The following is a 16,558-nucleotide window of genomic DNA, read 5'->3' on the forward strand; positions in this document are numbered from 1 at the left end:
TTCCGCACGCTTCAACCGGCCGTTCTGCCGCCGTGGTTCGATCACGCCCTCAGGCGACTTGACGTATATATCGACTGTGACAAAATCATCATATATAGGTGAATGGGCCGCATCCGCTCAGGCTGTGAAGGTGTGAGCGGGGCCGAATCGAAGGTAAGGAAGCCCATGCTCGCATCGCGCGGCGATCACATCACCAAGCTCGCATTTCTGGCTGTGATCGCCGTCGGAGTCGCGTCGATTTCCTCCTGTAGCCGGCCGGGAGCCGACTCGACCACGCCGGACGGCGCACCACAATCGGCCGCACCCACACGTCTGCCGAGCTTCGGGGACGACGTGATCGCGCAAATGATGGTGTCGGCGGACGCTGCTGGACCGCAGTGGGCCCCTGCTGGATCTGCGACCCTCGGGCCCGGCACCCAGCTGACCACCCAGGGGGTGGGGCAATGCACCGCCAACTACGTATTCTTCGACAATGTTGCCAACGTCTACCTCGGTCAATCCGCACACTGCGCCATGACCGCGGAAGTGATGAGCATGAACGGGTGCCGTTGGGGAAACAGCCGGTCACTCGGCACCCTCGTGTCGTTGGAGCGCGGCGGCGCGCCAGTCTTGGATGGTGCGACCCCAGCTGTCGGTCGACTCGTCTACAGCAGCTGGCTGTCGATGCAACAGGCTGGCGAAACCGATAGGAATGTCTGCGCGTACAACGACTTCGCGCTGGTGAAGATCGCGCCCGGGCAGGTAGCGGCGGTCAATCCGAGTGTGCCGTTCTGGGGTGGTCCGGTCGGAATAACAAGCTCCGGCGTAGGTGCGGGGGATCGCGTCTACACGTACGGAGAGACAAATGCCCGGACGGACCCGACAGGGCCGATCGTCAACAATATCGGCGACCTTGCGCACGAACTCGACTATGCCCGAGCGCATTCCGGAATTCCCGGGTTGCGTCTGGTGCTCGGCACCGAAAGCTTCCGGCCGACGCCCTGACCCCTGGCATGCCCCTAATCGCCACGTGCACCGTCTGATTGGGGGTGATCGCGGGTAGTGCGATCAATCCCGTGCGTGCCATCGGCGTAGCGATTCGCGGGCCTGATGAGGCCCGAGGACACGGCTGTCCTCGTAGACCGAAATTGCCCTCTTGCTCGTTAGGCTTTCGAGATGAACAGCTGGATCGTCGAGGGAAGCGCGGTCGACAAACAGGACGTGGTGCACCTGATCGTGGACCCGCACAACACGGGCGATTGGACGCAGCGATGCACGGGACGGCCCGCCACACCTGAAACCGCGCCGGGGCGAGCGCGCTGCCTGCGTTGTGCGCTCAAAGCCGCGGAGGCCTTCCGTCTCGGCGAACAACCATTGGATGTCGTCAAAGAATGGATGCGAGTCGACCACACGGCTCTTCCCCGCCCGGCTTCGATCCAGCTTCGGATGCCTGAACGGCGGACGCATCGGTCGGCCCCTGCCGAGCCGGGAAACCAGGAGCTGGTGCTCGATCTGGCGGACCCGGACATGCGGTATGTCATCACGGATGCGCTCTCGCGATGGGCTGCGCACCAGCGTCGCAAGGCCCGCGCCGAACCGGACACGACCCTGACCGCAACGCGAAACCGTTGGGCCGACCTCGCTGACGTGGTCCGTGTCCGCGCCGATGTCGTGGGAAATGACTGAGTGCCGTTGACCACGCCGCAGCAGACGGGTACGGCCTGGTGGGCGGCATCGGCGAATACGAGGGCATGTGGCGGATGGCCTATGTCCGGGGACCCGAAGGAATCATCGTCTCGTTGGCCGAGCGTATCCAGCAGTAGGGAGTCGCACCCGGGCTCGGCCCGAGTCGGGCGGGTTGTTTCCCGACGGCGTGACGAGGGACGATAGCCGTATGGAATTGACAGCGGTGCCCATCGAGAATCCCGATGAGCTCAATGTCATCATCGGGCAGTCCCACTTCATCAAGACCGTCGAGGACCTTCATGAAGCCCTCATCGGCACCGGCCCGCAACTCCGGTTCGGGCTGGCCTTCTGCGAAGCCTCCGGCCCTCGCCTGATCCGCTGGTCGGGTAACGACGACAGCCTGACCGAGCTCGCCACCAAGAACGCGACAGCCCTCGCCGCCGGCCACTCCTTCATCGTCTTCCTCCGCGACGGCTACCCGGTCAACGTTCTCAACGCGATCCGCCACATCCCCGAGCTCTGCACCGTCTTCTGCGCCACGGCCAACCCCGTCGAGGTGCTCATCGCCGAAACCTCGCTCGGGCGCGGCGTCATCGGCGTCGTCGACGGTGCGCCGCCCCTCGGGATCGAAACCGAGACCGACCGCGCCGACCGGCACCGGCTGCTCCGCGCCATCGGCTACAAGCTCTGAGCCCACCCGGACTCACGCGCGGGGCAAGGACGTGCCCCGAGCGCGGTCATTCGCGCCTATGCGGTGATGATGCCGATCACCGTGGCGACGAGGTCGCCGTCGGGATCGCGCAGGCGCGGTAACTCCGCCCTGCTCCGCAATAGCGATCCGAGCGTGAGATCCACCAGTTCGGAACCGACCTGTTCGGCGGAATTGCGTCCGCCCGGCTCGAACCACGTCCACGCCCACTGTGCGGCGCCGAAAATGAGCAGGCTCCGGATGCTGGTGTCGACGGGATGGAAGTCGCCGGATGCGATGCCCGCCTCGAGCACGCCGCGCAGGATTCCGATGTAATACCTGCGCAGCTTGCGCCCCTCGGAATCCTCTTCCTGCTGGCCGAATCGGGCGACCTCGCGCTGGAATGCGACGGTCCGGTTCCGGTCGTGTACCTGATAGAGCATGGCCGCGTGCAACAACCCGGCCAGCTGCTCGGGTGGCGTCGAGAAGATCGAGACGATTCGTTCCGCCTCGTCGACACGGCGCCGCATATAGGAAACGTGCAGCGCTTCCAGCAATCGCGCCTTCGTGCCGTAATGGTGCACGATCAAGCCCTGCGAGATGCCGAGCTCGCGGGCTACCTCGCTGAAACTCGTTCCGTCATAGCCTTTTTCGGCGACATGGCGTGTGAACATGTCGAGGATTGCGCCCGACTTGCCAGGTCCCGCCGCACGTTCATTCATCGATCCCACCCCTGTTCGTCCACATTCTCCGACACCCCTGGAGAACCGATCGACCGCGCTAACCGTCGTTGACTGAGTGCGCAGTCAGTATTAGCATTATGCCCCGAGTCGCACCGGCGCGTTCTCGACATCAACCATTCATCTCGAAAAGTTGACCTACCGCCCATGTATCAGCACGCCAATCTCACCGAAGTCGTCGATGAGCGACGAGCTTTCGCATGCATCGCATGACCGGCTCGTTCGATAGCCCGACGGGTGGGCGCCCATGAATGCGGGTATAGCGGCAGACGAGCACCCGGCGACCGATTCTGAATCGTTGTTGTCCCCGGAGCAACTCTTGGCCGCGATCGCCGGGCGGCTTGCCGAACCGTTCCCACTCGTGACGTGGGCGAGAGAGCTCGGCGATCTGCACGCCGCGTTGATTTCCGCGGTGCTGAACCCGCGGCGGAACGCACCGGAGGTCACTGAGGCGGCGTTGTGCGCCGATATCGCGAAGGTCATCGACAAGATCAATTCTTGGGCCGCCTCTTCCGTACGCCACAGCCGTTGCGCCCGCCGCCACACCCACACCTTCGGCGAGGTGATCAGTCACGTGGCCAAGACCTACGCCGAAGCGTGGTGGACGGTGCTGCACAGCGACTGCGAGGACCTTCGACACTCGGCCTGGGTCCACCTCGGCGAAGTCCGTGACGGCTACGCCCACCTCATCAGCGACATCCGTGCGGGGCGCGTCCAACTCCCACTCGGCTGGCGAGGCATCCGGCACACTCGGCCCGCGGGCTGAGAACCGACGCGACCGGTCCGGCCCGAGACGGCTGTGGAGCTGTACCCGAGCCTCGAATCACTATGGGGCGGTAGTCAATCTGCGGGCGGCCATCCGCTCGACCAGCAGCGGGACGAAGTCGCGGACGGGACGTCCGTCGAACGTGCGGTGGGCATCGTGGACGATGTCGGCGACGGTCCCCGCGCCGACGGCCGGGAACTTGGTGGTGAGCCGACCAACCAGTTCCTCGATCTGCTGATCTTCATCATTCGCTGCCATACTTCATGGTCGCGCCTCGTAGTCGAGCGCCGTTCGGGAACCGCGATGAACTCCGTATGGCCGTTTGCTCTCTATCTGGTCACGGTGCGCCTATTCCGCTATTCGGCTGTGCCCGCCAGTAATTCGTCGAACACGGGCCTCGTCTACCTGGTGGTCTCGGTTCGGGCCTCGATCGCGGTCACCGAGTTCTTGAACGCCTTGGTCAGCACGCCCCGGCCGACGGTGGCGACCACCGCTCCGAGGAGCCAGCCACGCGGATTCTTGCCCTCGCGTACCACGGTGTAGTCGATATCGGTGGTGCCGTCGGGACGCGGGGTCAGGTCGTAGGTGTGCCCGGAGTGGTGACCCCACGCGTTGGAGTCGGTGGTGGTCAGCACGACGTGGTCCGGGTTGGTCCAGTCGTAGTCGAGTCGCTCCCAGATTCCGGTGGATCCTTCGGTGACGTCCGCGTGCTGGGCATCCTGGGCGTGCACCGCGAGGTACGACCCGGCGCTGTTGCCGAACAGCTCCGATCGGCCCGGGCCGAAGTCGGTGAGGGCCGAGACGAACTGCTCGGGCGTCACACGCGTGTTGGCGTGCATGTGGATGGTGGTCATTGCTCTCTTCTCCTTACTCGGGTAGCTGATCGCCGTGCATGTTCCAGAGTGCGCTTCGCCAGGCTTCATCGGACCGGTGGTGATCCCTGATCTGCCTCGGGAGCGTCCTCGCCACCGCGTCGGTGAACTCCAAGTGGCTGTTTGCTCTCGATACGGTCACGGTGGTCGCCGGTTCGGCTCCGCGAGATCACGGGAACGTGACGATCGTGATGAATCGGACGGTTCAGAGCACGCAGCTATTGCTGACAAGTTGCTGTTCGGCTTAGCGTCGAGTTCCGTCCGGAAAGGTGGGGCGGGTCACACCGGGTCGGGGATTCCGGTCAGCAAGGGATACGTCCATGAACCTTCATCAACTCTCCACAATTCGAGCCAGCCGTCCGCCGATCGACGTGCGGGACGAGATTCGGCCGGCGGCCCGGGTGCTGATCGTCGAGCAACATCCCGCGACCGCCGAGATGACTCTGCTGGTACTCGGCGCGGCCGGTTATGACGCCGTGCACACGTCGACGGCTGCCCAGGCGCTCGCCGCCGTCACCAGCTGGAAGCCGGATCTGGTGCTGACCGATCTGATGTTGCCGGACCTGTCCGGACCCGAGTTCTGCCTGCGACTGCGGGCGGCCTCGTCGGTGCCGATCCTGATCGTGACCACCGAAACCGATCCCGACCTCGTGGGCCTCGCGATCAGCGCGGGCGCGTCGGGGTATCTGCCCAAACCGTTCCGGACCGGCGACCTGCTCGATCGAATCCACACCGGTCTCGGGTTCTGACCGAATGTTTGCCCGCCCGCTGAGCGGTGGGCTGTGATGCCGGGTATTCTCGCCGAGTATTCGAAATAGCGATGAGTGCTTTCGAATAGTCGAAAGGAATGCGGTGGCTGTGTCGGCTGACTCGGGGTCGCCTCCCACGCAGCGGGTGGTGCGGATCGTGGCTATTCTCGCCGCGCACCCGGGACGATCGTTCCCGTTGAGCGAGCTGGCTCGCGCGGCCGAAATCACCACTGCCACATGCCATGCCATCCTCGTGAGCCTGGTCCGGTCCGGGTGGGTGACCCGGACCGATCTGACCTACGGCCTGGGACCGGCGATGCTCGCGATCGGCCGGGCCGCCGCGGCGGGGTATCCGATGGCGCGGGCGGCCGCCTCGGAATTGCCGTCCCTCGCCGCGACCACGGGATTCACCGCCGGGGTGTCGGTGCTGGACGGGGACTCGATCGTGCTGGTCGACGCCGTGGGCCCGGGCGCGGGGGAGTTGATCGGCCGCCGGGTTCCGTACGCGCCGCCGGTCGGGATGGTGTTCGCCGCGTTCGATCCCGCCGGGCACGACGCCTGGATGAACCGCGTGCCCGACACCGTGAATCCCGTTGAGCGCGAGGAGCTCCGGCATGCACTGGAGCAGACCGCGCGGCGCGGATTCGTCCTCGAACGCTTCACCCCGGCCGCCACGAAACTCCGTGACGTCCTGGCCGATATCGCCGGATCGCCGTCGAGTGCCGACGGTCGGTTGCAGGACGCGGTCTTGTCGCTGCTGGCCCGGCTCGGGCCCGCCGAGTATTTTCCCACCGCGCCCGACGGCGACGAGTCGATCGATGTGACGGTGCTGGGCGTGCCCGTCTTCGGGGCGGACGGCCGCATCGACGCGCACCTCTGGCTGCATCCGGGGCGCGAGATGTCGGGATCGCAGATCGCGACGGCCGTGGAGTTGTTGTCGAGCGCGGCCGCGCGCACCACGGCGGGGTCGGGGTCGATCGAAAAAGGGAGAGTGTCTTGAGAATCGGGATCCTGGGTGCGGCGTCGATCGCGCCCACCGCGCTGATCGGACCCGCCGCGGTGGTGCCGGAGGTCGAGGTCACCGCGATCGCGGCCCGGGACCGCACCCGAGCGGAGGCGTTCGCCCGCAAGCACGGGATCGCGCAGGTATACGACTCCTACGCCGACCTGCTGAGCGCGGTGGACGCGGTCTACATCCCGTTGCCCAATTCGCTGCACGCGCGGTGGACATTGCAGGCGCTGGCCGCGGGTCGACATGTCCTGTGCGAGAAGCCACTCACGGCCAATGCCGCCGAAGCCCGGCAGGTCGCCGAGGAAGCGCGGCGCACCGGGCTCACCGTCATGGAGGGCTTCCACTATCGGTATCACCCACTGGCCGAGCGCATGCGGGAGATCGCCGCGACCGAGCTGGGCGCGATCCGGCGGGTGGAGAGCTCGATGTGCTTCCCGCTGCCCAAGTTCGGTGACATCCGTTATCGGCTGGACCTCGCGGGCGGGGCCACCATGGACGCGGGCTGCTACGCGATCCACAGCATGCGACTGTTCGAACCCGACCGCCCGGAGGTGACCGCGGCGCGGGCGCTGCTGCGGAGTCCCGGCGTGGATCGTGCCATGACCGCGGACTTCCGTTTCCGGTCCGGTGCGGTGGGCCGGATCAACGCGTCGATGTGGTCGCGTTCGCTGTTGCGGATCGGGCTGCGGGTCGAGGGTGAGCGCGGAACCATGAAGGTCCTCAATCACGTACTGCCGCAAGCCTTCCACCGCGTGACGGTGACCGTGGACGGCGTCACCCGCCGCGAGCGGATCCCGGGTGAACCCACCTACGTCCGCCAGCTGCGCGCGTTCGCGAGCGCGGTGTCCGGCGCCGGCACCAACCTCACGCCGCCCGAGGACTCCGTCGTGAATATGGAACTGATCGACGACGTGTACCGAGCCGCCGGGTTACACCCGCGCGGCACCGTCGGATGAGCAGCGGCGTCGATCGGACCACCTGTAGTAGGTCGCCTCGGTCATCTGAAGGATTCGATATCCGAGGATGAACAGCATCGCCACCGGCGTCAGCGGCACGGAGACGACGCTCATGCGTGGACTTCCTGCACTGCGGCGTCCAGGATCGCGAGCAGGACCTTGCGGCACATGGACGTGCTCGCCAGATGTCCGGGGAGCGTCAGCACCGTGCAGGCTTCGGCTCGCCGGCATTCGTGGACGAGGTCGACGAACACCGGGGGCAATGTCGCGCTCTGAGGTCCCGGCTCGTGGAAAACCGTGCCCAGCACGTACCCGAGGGATCGGGCCGCGGCTCGCAGTAGCGTGTCGCTGGCACTCGGGTCGCGGTTGGTCAACAGATCGTCGCGCACGTATCCGTAGGCGAGCGGCTGCAAAGTGGTCATCGAAGCACCCGGTTCGTGCGGTCGGCGACGGTGACGACCGGAAATCCGTCCTCGCGGCTCTGCTGGAAGCGCACCCGCACCGGCCCGATGGAGAACAGCGGCACCTCGCCTTCGAGGGAGGTGTAGACCCAGGGTCCCTCGTCGAGTTCGACGATGGCGATGGTCATCGGCGTCGACGCGCCATGCGGATCACCCGTGCGGTGCACACTCCGCGAGGACACGATCGAACCGGACCCGGACGCGGGCACCCACTCGAGGTCGTCGGACGCGCAGGCCGAACAGGCGCCGATCATCGGCCCGAACAGCTTGTCGCAGGCCGCGCATCGCCGGATTGCGAACAGGTCTTCGTCGTCGCTGACACTCGCTGTGTGCTGGGCAATCGGTAGGGACATGGAACCGAACCTCCGTGGACCGGTGCTGGTGGATTTCGGTTTTCAGCATCGTCGGTCCGGGCGTCACACACGACGGTGGAATGGCCACTGGGTATACCTATTTTTGGTCCGCGTCCACGATCCACGCCGCGATCTGGGCGCGTGAGTTGAACCCGAGCTTGGCCAGGATGTGCTCGACGTGCGCGTCCACGGTGCGCTGGGCGATCACCAGCTGGGTCGCGATCTGCTTGTTGGTGAGCCCTTCGGCGACGAGGCCCGCGACCTGGCGTTCCCGTTTGGTCAGAGTCGTCGCGCCGGGGCGTGGTGCGTCGGCCGGCCGTTCCTCGTTCAGGGCGTAGGCGACCGCGGCGTTGACCCGCATCGCGCGTCCGCGTCGCCACGCCGTATCGAAGCGCGCGGCGCCGAGCGCGCCACGCACCGCTCGCTCGCAATCGAGGTGGGCTTCGACCATCTGGGGGAAGTAGATCGCCACGCCGGGGGCGGTCCGCATCATGTTCGCTGCCGCGCCCATCAGCACGGCGGCTCGCTGGCTGTCGGTGCCGGCGGCGATCCACGCCAGCACTTCGAGATCGAGCGCCGCGACGAGCAGGCTGCGCACGCGCCGGTTGAGCTGCAGTGATTCCCGCAGCAGATCCTGTGCGCGGGAGCCCTCTCCCCGGCGGTAGGCCGCGATCGCGGTCATTCCCAGGGCGGTCGAGCGGAACAGCGACTCGCCGCATTCCTCGGTGATCGACAGCATCCGCTGATGGCACTCGGCGGCGCGCTCGGCGTCGCCCTGCTGCGCGTACGCCACACCGAGCAACAGCAGCGCGGAGACGTGCAGGCATCCGCGCGGCTCGGAGCTCAGCACCTCGATGGCTCGATTGATGCACGACACCGCGCGCGGGGGGTCGTCGCGATAGAGCGCCAGATCTCCCTCCGCATACGCGATCAAGGCTTGATTCAGGGGTGTGGGATCGCGCTCGGCGAGCACCCGCCCGTGGGCGAGCAGGGTGGCGGCCGTCTCGAGGTCCCATTGCCGCGTGGCCATGAATACGCTGGCGTGCAGCGCCCGGACCTGGTCGGTTGTGGAGCGCGCGCACGGATGGGCCAGGGCTCGCTCGAGCCAGCGGCGGCCTTCACCGAACAGGCCGCGGAAGCTCCAGAAGGTGAGGGACGCGGCGCTGATGCGCAGCCCCGCTTCGGCCGACTGCTCGGTCGGGTCGGTCATACAGAATTCGAGCGTTGCCCGGATATTGCCCTGCTCGCGGTCGAGCCGGGCCATCCAGTCGCATTGCCGGTCGCTGATCCAGTCGCCCTCGGCGTCGAGCACCAGCCGCCGGTACCAGTCCCGGTGCGCGCGCCGGAATTCCTCGTCGGCACCGGCCTCCCGCAGCTTGTCCTGCCCGTACTCCCGGACGGTGTCGAGCATCCGGAAGCGGACCGCGCCGTCGGGTTCCTCCCTGATCACCACCGATTTGTCCACCAGCGAGGAGAGCACGTCGAGCAGTTCCGCCGCCTCGGCCTCGGCGCCGCACACCGCCTCGACGGCTTCGAGTTCGAAACCACCGGCGAACACCGACAACCGGGCCCACAGCCGCTGCTCGGCCGGGGTGCACAGCTCATAGCTCCAATCGATGCACCACCGCAGGGCCTGCTGCCGGGTCGGCGCGGTGCGGTGACCCCGGGTGAGCAGGGCGAACCGGTCGGTGAGCCGCTGCAGGATCTGGTCCGGCGACATCGTGCGCATGCGAGCCGCCGCGAGTTCGATCGCCAGGGGCAGACCGTCCAACCGGGCGCAGATCCCGGCCACTGCGGCCATGTTCTCCTCGGTCACCTCGAAGCCGGGCACGACCGTGCCGGCGCGATCGGCGAACAGCGTCACGGCGTCGTACTTGCGGAGCTGTCGCAGCGTCGGCTCGCGGTCGGCGGCGGGCACGCTCAGCGGCAGTAGTCGCTGCACCGCTTCGCCGCCGATATCCAGCGGTTCGCGGCTGGTGACCAGCATCCGCAGTCCCGGGCATGCCGACAACAATGTCTCGGCCAGGCTCGCCATCGGTTTGGCGACCTGCTCGCAGTTGTCGACGACGAGCAGCGTTTCCCGGGATCGCAGATACTCGACGAGCGTGTCATGGACCGGTCGAGCCGAATCGGCCCGCACACCCAGAGCGGCCGCGACGATGGGAGCCACCAGCGACGGGTCGCGCACGTCGGCCAGGTCGATCGCCCACACCCCGTCGGCGAAATCGCGTTGCGCGACTGAGGCCGCCCGCAGCGCCAGCCGGGTCTTGCCGACGCCGCCCATCCCGGCCAGCGTCACCAGCCTCGAGACGGTGAGCTGGTGCTTGAGTGCGCTCAACTCTGCGCGCCGGTTGATGAAGCTGGTCAATTCAGGCAGCAGCGGGCGATGGTGCCGGGTAGTTCGCGAGGCGCCGCGTTGCTGTATCTGCCGGATGGTCGCGCCGAGCTCCGCGGCGGAGGGTCGTTGTGCGGGATCGCGGTGCATCGCCGCTTCCACGACGGTGCACACCTCGGTGGGGAAGCCGCGCTCGCGCAGGTCCGGTGCCTGCGGCTCGGAGGCGGCGTGCCCGGTCAGCGCCCAGAACATGGTGGCGCCGAGCCCATGGATATCGGCGTCGGGAGTCGCCGGGCCCTCGTTAGAAGTTCGGGAGCCTTCGGAAGCGCGCGCGATTCCGAAGTCGGTCAGGGCGGCTTCACCGTATTCGGGGAAGAGAACACTGTCCGGCCGCACGTCGCCGTGCACGATGCCCAGCCGATGCGCGCTCTCGAGTGCCCGGGCGATCCCGGCCCCGACCTTCAGCACGTCATCGACGGGAAGCGCGCCCCGCTGCCGGATCCGCGCACCCAGCGAGTCCACGGGGTGATACGGCTGGACGAGATAGGGCCGCCCGCCGCTGCTGACACCGGCCGCGAGCACGGTGACGAGATTGGGATGCCCGGTCAGCCGGCCCAGAGCCTGCTGCTCCCACACGAACCGCGTCTGGCTCTCCTCGTCCAGGTCCCCGGTCAGGACCTTCACCGTGACCGTGCGATCCAACCCCGCTTGCCGACATCGGTAGACCACGCCGAAACCGCCGCGAGCCATCTCTTCGGCATTCTCGAAGCCGAGCTCACGCAATTCCTCCGCTACCGTCAGGTTCACGTCGCGGGGGATACGGTTCGTAGCGTCGTCGATCATCGGCCGCGCGCAATCCTCACGGTACGGCTGCGAGCACCGGCCATTATCGACTCACCTTTCGACTGTGCCCAGCCTATCGCCGATGACGAGCAGATATACAGCTATTCGGCGGTCGGTCTCGATCGTCGATCGCTCACGGCTGCAGCGGCGAGCGGTGCGTGCTGGTGGCGACCGCCCAGCGCAGCGCGGCCCGGCGCATGGAGGACTCGTCGGCGTACCCCAGCAGTTGTGCCTGTTTGCCGCGGCTCAGCGGTCCGGTCGCCTGCGCCGCGCCGAGTCGGGCCGAGCGCGCCCGGTCCAGTTCACGCCGCCACGTCGTCCCGGCTTCGGCGAGCCGGCGCTGGAGGGTGCGCGGGCTCGTGGTGAGCCGCCGCGCGACCCGTTCCAAGGACGCGTCACCCTCGTCGAGGGCGGCGGCCGCCGCCACGGCGACCCGTTCGGGCCACGCGGAGATCAGGGGCGGGGGAGGCGGCAGCGCGTCCGCGAGGGGTTGCAGTACGGCGGCGAGGACCGGGTCGGCGGTGGTGAGCGGCAGGTCCAGATCGGCTGGGCGGAAGGTCATCGCGTCGGTGTCCGCGCCGAATTCGATTGTGGCGTCGCCGAATACGTCCCGGTAGGCGTCGAGCCGCCGAGGTGCGTTGCGGCGCATGGTCACTCGGACGGGGTCCAGGGGGGCGTCGACCACGCGGCGTGCCCGGGTCAGCACGGCGGCCAAACCCCACAGCTGGGTGTGGTCGCGGGTCGCGTCGGCCCCGTCGACCATGTCCAGGCGCAGCGTCGGCCCGCGGTCGTCGTCGACGAGGTTGAAATTGTGGTTGGTGGTGACGGCGCTGACATAGGGGCCGCAGGTCGCCAGTCCGGCGCCCAAGGTCGGTGCGCTGGTGAACAAATAGTCGTAGAGCCCGGTTGCCCGGAGCTGGTACCGGCTCGCGACCCGCAGCGCCACGTCCGGATCGTCGAGCATCTTCGCCCCGGTCTCCCACAGGCGCCAGAAGGTCTCGCTGGGGACATGGACGCCGCCGCCGGTCAGTGTCCACTCCGGCACACCGGATTCCTGGATCAGGCGGTTGCGGTCCAGTCCCATGGAGGTCAGCTGCGAGAGCACAAACTGGTGCAGCAGAGTCAGATCAGTGCGCAATGCCCCTCCTACGCATCGTCGTCCCCCCGGTCGATGGGTGGATCGTAGACGCGGCGGCGATCCGTAACCAGCACCGGGTGGGGCCGCGAACCGGGCGCGACGGTCGGCGTCCACACCCCGCTATCGGCGGAGACCGGGGCCGCGTTAGGGCGGTGTTCGAGCGGAAGATCGGCCGGTGGCTGGGCCGGCGTGGCGTCGCCGCTTGATAGATTCGTTCGGTGACGTCGTCGACCACTCAGCCGTATCATCACGGCGACCTGCCCTCGGCGCTGTTGCGCGCGGCGGTCGAGCTGCTCGAGGAGAACGGCGCCGCCGACCTGTCCTTGCGTGCCGTGGCCCGACGTGCCGGGGTGTCGACGGCCGCGCCCTACCGCCATTTCGCGGACCGCGAAGCCCTGCTGTCCGCGGTCGCCGCGGTCGGATACCGCGATCTCGCAAGCCGTTTGGCCGCCGTGCATCCCGCGCCGGTCTCGCCCGAGGATCTGGCGCTGATCGCCATCGCGTACGTGCGGTTCGCCTTGGATCGGCCGGGGTTGTTCCGGGTGATGTTCGCCGATCCGTGTGATCCGACGAGTCCGGAACGGGTCGCGGCCACCGAGGCGATTCACGAGTACGTCGAGAACATTGTGCGGCAGGCGTTTCCGGCGTCGGATCCGGAAGCGATGGCCATCGCGGTGTGGGCGTTGGTCCACGGCCTGGCGTTCCTGCACCTGGACGGCAAGTTCGAGGCGGTCTCCGATGAGGCTGTCGCCGACCGTATTCGCGCCGCGGTCTTCGCGGTGCTCGGCGCGTCGAGCCAGGTCGCCAACGCGCCTCACGCCAACTGACATACCGACGCGGTCGGGGTCGCCGACCGGCAACAATGAATGTTGACGCTGCTCACACCTTTGGTAATGTTAGCGCCGCTAACTCGACACAGGAGGTGCGCTATGAACAAGAACACGGTGGCAGACCGCGGAGCCAAACTGATGAACTTCGCACACCGGATCGTCCTCACGGTCAGCGGAAACAAGCTGCTGGCCAATCCGTTCGGAATGCCGGTGGTCGAATTGCACACGATCGGACGGAAATCGGGGCAACCGCGGTCGTGCTATCTCACGGCCCCGGTGCACGATGCGCACCGGATCGTCCTGGTCGCCTCGAAAGGCGGTGACGACCGGAACCCCGACTGGTACCACAACCTGCAGACCACCCCCGACGCCGAGGCCGTGATCTACGGGCGACGCCGAAAAGTGCACGCGCACACCGCGAGCCCCGAGGAGCGGGCGGTCCTCTGGCCGCAGATCACCTCGGCGTACCAGGGCTATGCGAACTATCAGAAGCGGACCGCCCGCGAGATTCCGGTCGTGGTCTGCGAATTCAAGGACTGAGACGGGTGGGCGGGCGATTCACCGGACGCCGAAGCGCTTCATCACCTTCAGCCACGTGGTGAGCATGCCCGCCCACGCCCGATACGGCACGGCGCCCGGCGGGGTGAATCCCATGACGCGCTGGTGGGCGATGGTCTGTGCCTCGGTGTACTTGAGAATGCCCTCGGCACCGTGACGGCGCCCGAGTCCGGAGTCGCCCACCCCGCCCATCGGCGCGTCGATGCTGCCCCAGGCGGCGGCGAACGCGTCATTGACGTTGACAGTCCCCGCGTGCAGGCGGGCCGCGACGGCCCGGCCCTTGGCGCCATCGCGAGTCCACACGCTGGCATTGAGACCGTAGGGGGTGGCATTGGCCCGCTCGACCGCGTCGTCGAGATCGTCGAACGAGTAGACCGACACGACCGGCCCGAAGGTCTCGTGCGCGTACAGCGTCATCTCCGGTGTGACATCGGTGAGAATCGTCGGCTCGAAGAACAGCGGACCCAGATCGGGTCGAGCCCGGCCGCCCGCCAGCACCGTCGCCCCCTTGGCCACCGCATTGTCGACGTGCGCGGTGACGGTCTCCAGTTGCGAAGTGGTCGTGAGCGACCCGACATCGCGGCTGAAGTCGTACGCCGCGCCGGTGCTCAGCTTGCGTGTGCGGGCGACGAAGGCGGCGACGAATTCCTCCCGGATCGATTCGGCGACGTAGAGACGCTCGATCGAGACGCAGAGCTGACCCGCCGACGGGAAGCAGGCATTGACCGCGCCGGCGGCGGCCCGAGAGATATCGGCGTCGTCGAGGATCAACATGGCGTTCTTGCCGCCCAGTTCCAGGGATGCCCCGATGAGCCGCTCACCGGCGTCGCGCGCGATGCGGCGACCGCTGGCCGTCGAGCCGGTGAACATGATGTAGTCGGCGTTGTTCATCAGCGTGTCGCCGATATCGCTGCCCCGCCCGACCACCATCTGCCATACGTCGTCGGGCAGACCGGCCTCACGCATCAGGTCCAGGGCCCACAGCGCGGTGATCGCGGTCTGGGTGTCGGGCTTCTGCACCACGGCGTTGCCCGCGAGCAGCGCCGGGATCGCGTCGGTCGCCGCCATGCTGAGCGGGTAGTTCCACGGGGAGATCACGGCGACAACGCCTTTGGGGTGGCGCAGCTCGGTGGTGTGGGTCAGCAGCGGGATCGCGCCGCGGCGGCGCGTGGGTGCGAGCAGCCCCGCGGCACGCCGCGCGTAGTAGCGGGCCACGATCGCCACATCGACGACTTCGAGGAAGGCGTCGCGCCGCGTCTTGCCGCTCTCGGCCTGCATCAGGTCGAGGACCTCGTGCTGACGTTCGAGCAGTAGATCGTGGAAGCGCAGCATGATCGCCTTGCGCTCCCGGAAAGACGTTGCTGCCCACCGCTTCTGCGCGGTCCGCGCGCGGGCGAACGCGGCTTCGACGTCGGTGTTCGTCGACACTGGCAGCTCGGTCAAGGCGGTGCCCGTGTATGGGATCGTCTTGGTCACCGTGGCAGCGTCGGGTGCTGCGGTGACCCGGGCGGCGAGTCGGGGGATGAGCTCGGCGGTCGATGCCGGGGCAGCGGACGGGTGGCCGGTGCCACCGGCTGCGCGGTTGGGCGAGGCGTACTCGAGGGTCATGACGCTGCTCCGAGGGTGGGGACCGAGGTCGGGACCGGCATGTGGAGGGCGAGTTGGCCTTCGGTCATGACATCGAGCCGAATGGTCCGGAACGGTGCCAGCGACCGCAGATCCGCTGCCATGCGGCCGGTCCCGAGTTCGAGGTCGACGCCGCGCGGCAGCAGGGAGCTGCCGGCCGCCAGGGTGTTGGTCTGGCTCAGCGTCGAGTGCCACGCCCCGTCGATCCGGGTGTAGGAGGTGAGCGAGGAGACCTGTGCTCCGGTGCGGTGGGTGGTCTGCGCGGGTGTCGCCACCGACAGCGCGATATCGGTGCCGCCGTCGTCGTTCGCCACCCGGGCGGTGGTCCGATCGGCCCGGATGTCGATGTCGATATCGGTGACCCACTTGGGGAATCCGTAGCCGTCGTGGCCGCGCACCTGGGCAATCTCGCTGCTGACCGGGAGCGACAGCACATACGAGTGCAGATGGTCGTCGGCGAGTCCGGCGAGCAGGTCCACCGTGCCGAGGCGTCCGTGCCGGGCCGGGCGGACCGCGATGCCGACCGCCGCCTCGGTGTAGAAGTCGATATCGCAGACGTCGTAGCGGAACAGCATGAGCGAGACGATCCCGATGCCGGGCACGACCTCGAGCGGTGCGAGCTCGCGGGGGAGTCGGCCCCGGATGGTGCGGGTGCGGGCGAGCATCACCAGCCGGGCGGTCGAGATGCGGTAGTAGAAGTTCGGGGTGAACGTCTTGCCGATGAGGGAGTCGACCTCGGTCTTGGGCATTCGGCGGAAGAAGTCCACGCTGCTCACCCGTGGATCCGCCGCGATGGCGTCGAGGTCGGGCCGCATCCGGTACGTGTCGTACATGCCGCCTTTCGGGACGGTGACGACGCGGCCGTCGAGGGAGACCTTGGCTGTGTCCGGGGAGGTCGATGGCATGTTCTCGGGTTCCTCGCTCTGATGTATGCGGTGTTAACATCAGGCTAGGATCGAATGTAAG

18 protein-coding genes and 1 pseudogene are annotated in these 16,558 nt (G+C 67.5%); 10 read left to right on the plus strand and 9 right to left on the minus strand.

Annotation, left to right across the window (positions count from 1 at the left end; translation table 11 throughout):
- Positions 1 to 165: 165 nt before the first annotated feature.
- The 4 genes and pseudogenes from ACQP06_RS16680 to ACQP06_RS16695 all read left to right on the plus strand — a co-directional run bounded on the left by ACQP06_RS16680 (position 166) and on the right by ACQP06_RS16695 (position 2,356).
- Entirely contained in the window at positions 166 to 984 is an 819-nt protein-coding gene (locus ACQP06_RS16680; protein ID WP_433673037.1) for a hypothetical protein, read from the plus strand.
- A gap of 171 nt (positions 985 to 1,155) precedes the next feature.
- Positions 1,156 to 1,665 (plus strand): hypothetical protein, encoded by a 510-nt coding sequence (locus tag ACQP06_RS16685; protein WP_433673038.1) that lies wholly within the window; start codon positions 1,156 to 1,158, stop codon positions 1,663 to 1,665.
- Positions 1,665 to 1,802, plus strand: a pseudogene (locus tag ACQP06_RS16690) (VOC family protein); the annotation flags it as partial. The gene ACQP06_RS16685 and the pseudogene ACQP06_RS16690, both read left to right, overlap by 1 nt.
- A gap of 71 nt (positions 1,803 to 1,873) precedes the next feature.
- Positions 1,874 to 2,356 (plus strand): adenosine-specific kinase, encoded by a 483-nt coding sequence (locus tag ACQP06_RS16695; RefSeq protein ID WP_433673039.1) that lies wholly within the window; start codon positions 1,874 to 1,876, stop codon positions 2,354 to 2,356.
- 56 nt (positions 2,357 to 2,412) lie between these two features.
- Here ACQP06_RS16695 and ACQP06_RS16700 read toward each other — a convergent pair whose 3' ends face one another.
- Positions 2,413 to 3,075: a TetR/AcrR family transcriptional regulator gene (locus ACQP06_RS16700; RefSeq protein ID WP_433673040.1), complete on the minus strand. Its 663-nt coding sequence runs from the start codon at positions 3,073 to 3,075 to the stop codon at positions 2,413 to 2,415.
- A 379-nt stretch (positions 3,076 to 3,454) separates the two neighbouring features.
- Between ACQP06_RS16700 and ACQP06_RS16705 the strand changes: the two genes are divergently transcribed.
- Positions 3,455 to 3,859 (plus strand): hypothetical protein, encoded by a 405-nt coding sequence (locus ACQP06_RS16705; protein ID WP_433673041.1) that lies wholly within the window; start codon positions 3,455 to 3,457, stop codon positions 3,857 to 3,859.
- 60 nt (positions 3,860 to 3,919) lie between these two features.
- Here the strand turns inward: ACQP06_RS16705 and ACQP06_RS16710 are convergent, their stop codons facing one another.
- Positions 3,920 to 4,117, minus strand: a complete 198-nt coding sequence (locus ACQP06_RS16710) for a three-helix bundle dimerization domain-containing protein (protein WP_433673042.1) — start codon at positions 4,115 to 4,117, stop codon at positions 3,920 to 3,922.
- 143 nt (positions 4,118 to 4,260) lie between these two features.
- Positions 4,261 to 4,713, minus strand: a complete 453-nt coding sequence (locus ACQP06_RS16715; protein ID WP_433673043.1) for a hypothetical protein — start codon at positions 4,711 to 4,713, stop codon at positions 4,261 to 4,263.
- 338 nt (positions 4,714 to 5,051) lie between these two features.
- Between ACQP06_RS16715 and ACQP06_RS16720 the strand changes: the two genes are divergently transcribed.
- The 3 genes from ACQP06_RS16720 to ACQP06_RS16730 all read left to right on the plus strand — a co-directional run bounded on the left by ACQP06_RS16720 (position 5,052) and on the right by ACQP06_RS16730 (position 7,448).
- Positions 5,052 to 5,480, plus strand: coding sequence for a response regulator transcription factor (locus ACQP06_RS16720; RefSeq protein WP_433673044.1), 429 nt, complete (start codon positions 5,052 to 5,054; stop codon positions 5,478 to 5,480).
- A 148-nt stretch (positions 5,481 to 5,628) separates the two neighbouring features.
- Positions 5,629 to 6,480: a helix-turn-helix domain-containing protein gene (locus ACQP06_RS16725; protein WP_433673346.1), complete on the plus strand. Its 852-nt coding sequence runs from the start codon at positions 5,629 to 5,631 to the stop codon at positions 6,478 to 6,480.
- Positions 6,477 to 7,448, plus strand: a complete 972-nt coding sequence (locus ACQP06_RS16730; protein ID WP_433673045.1) for a Gfo/Idh/MocA family protein — start codon at positions 6,477 to 6,479, stop codon at positions 7,446 to 7,448. Before ACQP06_RS16725 ends, ACQP06_RS16730 begins: the two co-directional genes overlap by 4 nt.
- Positions 7,449 to 7,558: 110 nt before the next feature.
- On the opposite strand, the gene ACQP06_RS16735 is transcribed toward ACQP06_RS16730, so the two are convergent.
- The 4 genes from ACQP06_RS16735 to ACQP06_RS16750 form a co-directional block, all read right to left on the minus strand.
- Positions 7,559 to 7,870 (minus strand): hypothetical protein, encoded by a 312-nt coding sequence (locus tag ACQP06_RS16735; RefSeq protein ID WP_433673046.1) that lies wholly within the window; start codon positions 7,868 to 7,870, stop codon positions 7,559 to 7,561.
- Positions 7,867 to 8,262: a Zn-ribbon domain-containing OB-fold protein gene (locus ACQP06_RS16740; RefSeq protein ID WP_433673047.1), complete on the minus strand. Its 396-nt coding sequence runs from the start codon at positions 8,260 to 8,262 to the stop codon at positions 7,867 to 7,869. The genes ACQP06_RS16735 and ACQP06_RS16740 overlap by 4 nt, the downstream gene beginning before the upstream one ends.
- A gap of 97 nt (positions 8,263 to 8,359) precedes the next feature.
- The gene (locus tag ACQP06_RS16745; RefSeq protein WP_433673048.1) at positions 8,360 to 11,440 is read right to left on the minus strand and encodes a protein kinase domain-containing protein; all 3,081 of its coding nucleotides are present in this window, start codon (positions 11,438 to 11,440) and stop codon (positions 8,360 to 8,362) included.
- 133 nt (positions 11,441 to 11,573) lie between these two features.
- Positions 11,574 to 12,578 carry an AraC family transcriptional regulator ligand-binding domain-containing protein gene (locus ACQP06_RS16750; RefSeq protein WP_433673049.1) on the minus strand — a complete coding sequence of 335 codons (1,005 nt, stop codon included), beginning with the start codon at positions 12,576 to 12,578 and terminating at the stop codon, positions 11,574 to 11,576.
- A gap of 218 nt (positions 12,579 to 12,796) precedes the next feature.
- Between ACQP06_RS16750 and ACQP06_RS16755 the strand changes: the two genes are divergently transcribed.
- Positions 12,797 to 13,405, plus strand: coding sequence for a TetR/AcrR family transcriptional regulator (locus tag ACQP06_RS16755; RefSeq protein WP_433673050.1), 609 nt, complete (start codon positions 12,797 to 12,799; stop codon positions 13,403 to 13,405).
- Between the two features lie 102 nt (positions 13,406 to 13,507).
- Positions 13,508 to 13,948 (plus strand): nitroreductase family deazaflavin-dependent oxidoreductase, encoded by a 441-nt coding sequence (locus tag ACQP06_RS16760; RefSeq protein WP_433673051.1) that lies wholly within the window; start codon positions 13,508 to 13,510, stop codon positions 13,946 to 13,948.
- Positions 13,949 to 13,966: 18 nt separating this feature from the next.
- Here the strand turns inward: ACQP06_RS16760 and ACQP06_RS16765 are convergent, their stop codons facing one another.
- Positions 13,967 to 15,574, minus strand: coding sequence for a succinic semialdehyde dehydrogenase (locus ACQP06_RS16765; RefSeq protein WP_433673052.1), 1,608 nt, complete (start codon positions 15,572 to 15,574; stop codon positions 13,967 to 13,969).
- Entirely contained in the window at positions 15,571 to 16,497 is a 927-nt protein-coding gene (locus tag ACQP06_RS16770; protein WP_433673053.1) for an acetoacetate decarboxylase family protein, read from the minus strand. Before ACQP06_RS16770 ends, ACQP06_RS16765 begins: the two co-directional genes overlap by 4 nt.
- Positions 16,498 to 16,558: the final 61 nt, after the last annotated feature.

This window comes from Nocardia sp. CA-136227 (genome assembly GCF_050955695.1).
GTDB lineage: Bacteria > Actinomycetota > Actinomycetes > Mycobacteriales > Mycobacteriaceae > Nocardia.

What these genes read in the sequence shown, in the direction of transcription:
- ACQP06_RS16680 (WP_433673037.1), top strand. Translation starts at nt 166, where the DNA reads ATGCTCGCATCGCGCGGCGATCACATCACCAAGCTCGCATTTCTGGCT.
- ACQP06_RS16685 (WP_433673038.1), top strand. Translation starts at nt 1,156, where the DNA reads ATGAACAGCTGGATCGTCGAGGGAAGCGCGGTCGACAAACAGGACGTG.
- ACQP06_RS16695 (WP_433673039.1), top strand. Translation starts at nt 1,874, where the DNA reads ATGGAATTGACAGCGGTGCCCATCGAGAATCCCGATGAGCTCAATGTC.
- ACQP06_RS16700 (WP_433673040.1), bottom strand. Translation starts at nt 3,075, where the DNA reads ATGAATGAACGTGCGGCGGGACCTGGCAAGTCGGGCGCAATCCTCGAC.
- ACQP06_RS16710 (WP_433673042.1), bottom strand. Translation starts at nt 4,117, where the DNA reads ATGGCAGCGAATGATGAAGATCAGCAGATCGAGGAACTGGTTGGTCGG.
- ACQP06_RS16715 (WP_433673043.1), bottom strand. Translation starts at nt 4,713, where the DNA reads ATGACCACCATCCACATGCACGCCAACACGCGTGTGACGCCCGAGCAG.
- ACQP06_RS16720 (WP_433673044.1), top strand. Translation starts at nt 5,052, where the DNA reads ATGAACCTTCATCAACTCTCCACAATTCGAGCCAGCCGTCCGCCGATC.
- ACQP06_RS16735 (WP_433673046.1), bottom strand. Translation starts at nt 7,870, where the DNA reads ATGACCACTTTGCAGCCGCTCGCCTACGGATACGTGCGCGACGATCTG.
- ACQP06_RS16740 (WP_433673047.1), bottom strand. Translation starts at nt 8,262, where the DNA reads ATGTCCCTACCGATTGCCCAGCACACAGCGAGTGTCAGCGACGACGAA.
- ACQP06_RS16745 (WP_433673048.1), bottom strand. Translation starts at nt 11,440, where the DNA reads ATGATCGACGACGCTACGAACCGTATCCCCCGCGACGTGAACCTGACG.
- ACQP06_RS16760 (WP_433673051.1), top strand. Translation starts at nt 13,508, where the DNA reads ATGAACAAGAACACGGTGGCAGACCGCGGAGCCAAACTGATGAACTTC.
- ACQP06_RS16765 (WP_433673052.1), bottom strand. Translation starts at nt 15,574, where the DNA reads ATGACCCTCGAGTACGCCTCGCCCAACCGCGCAGCCGGTGGCACCGGC.
- ACQP06_RS16770 (WP_433673053.1), bottom strand. Translation starts at nt 16,497, where the DNA reads ATGCCATCGACCTCCCCGGACACAGCCAAGGTCTCCCTCGACGGCCGC.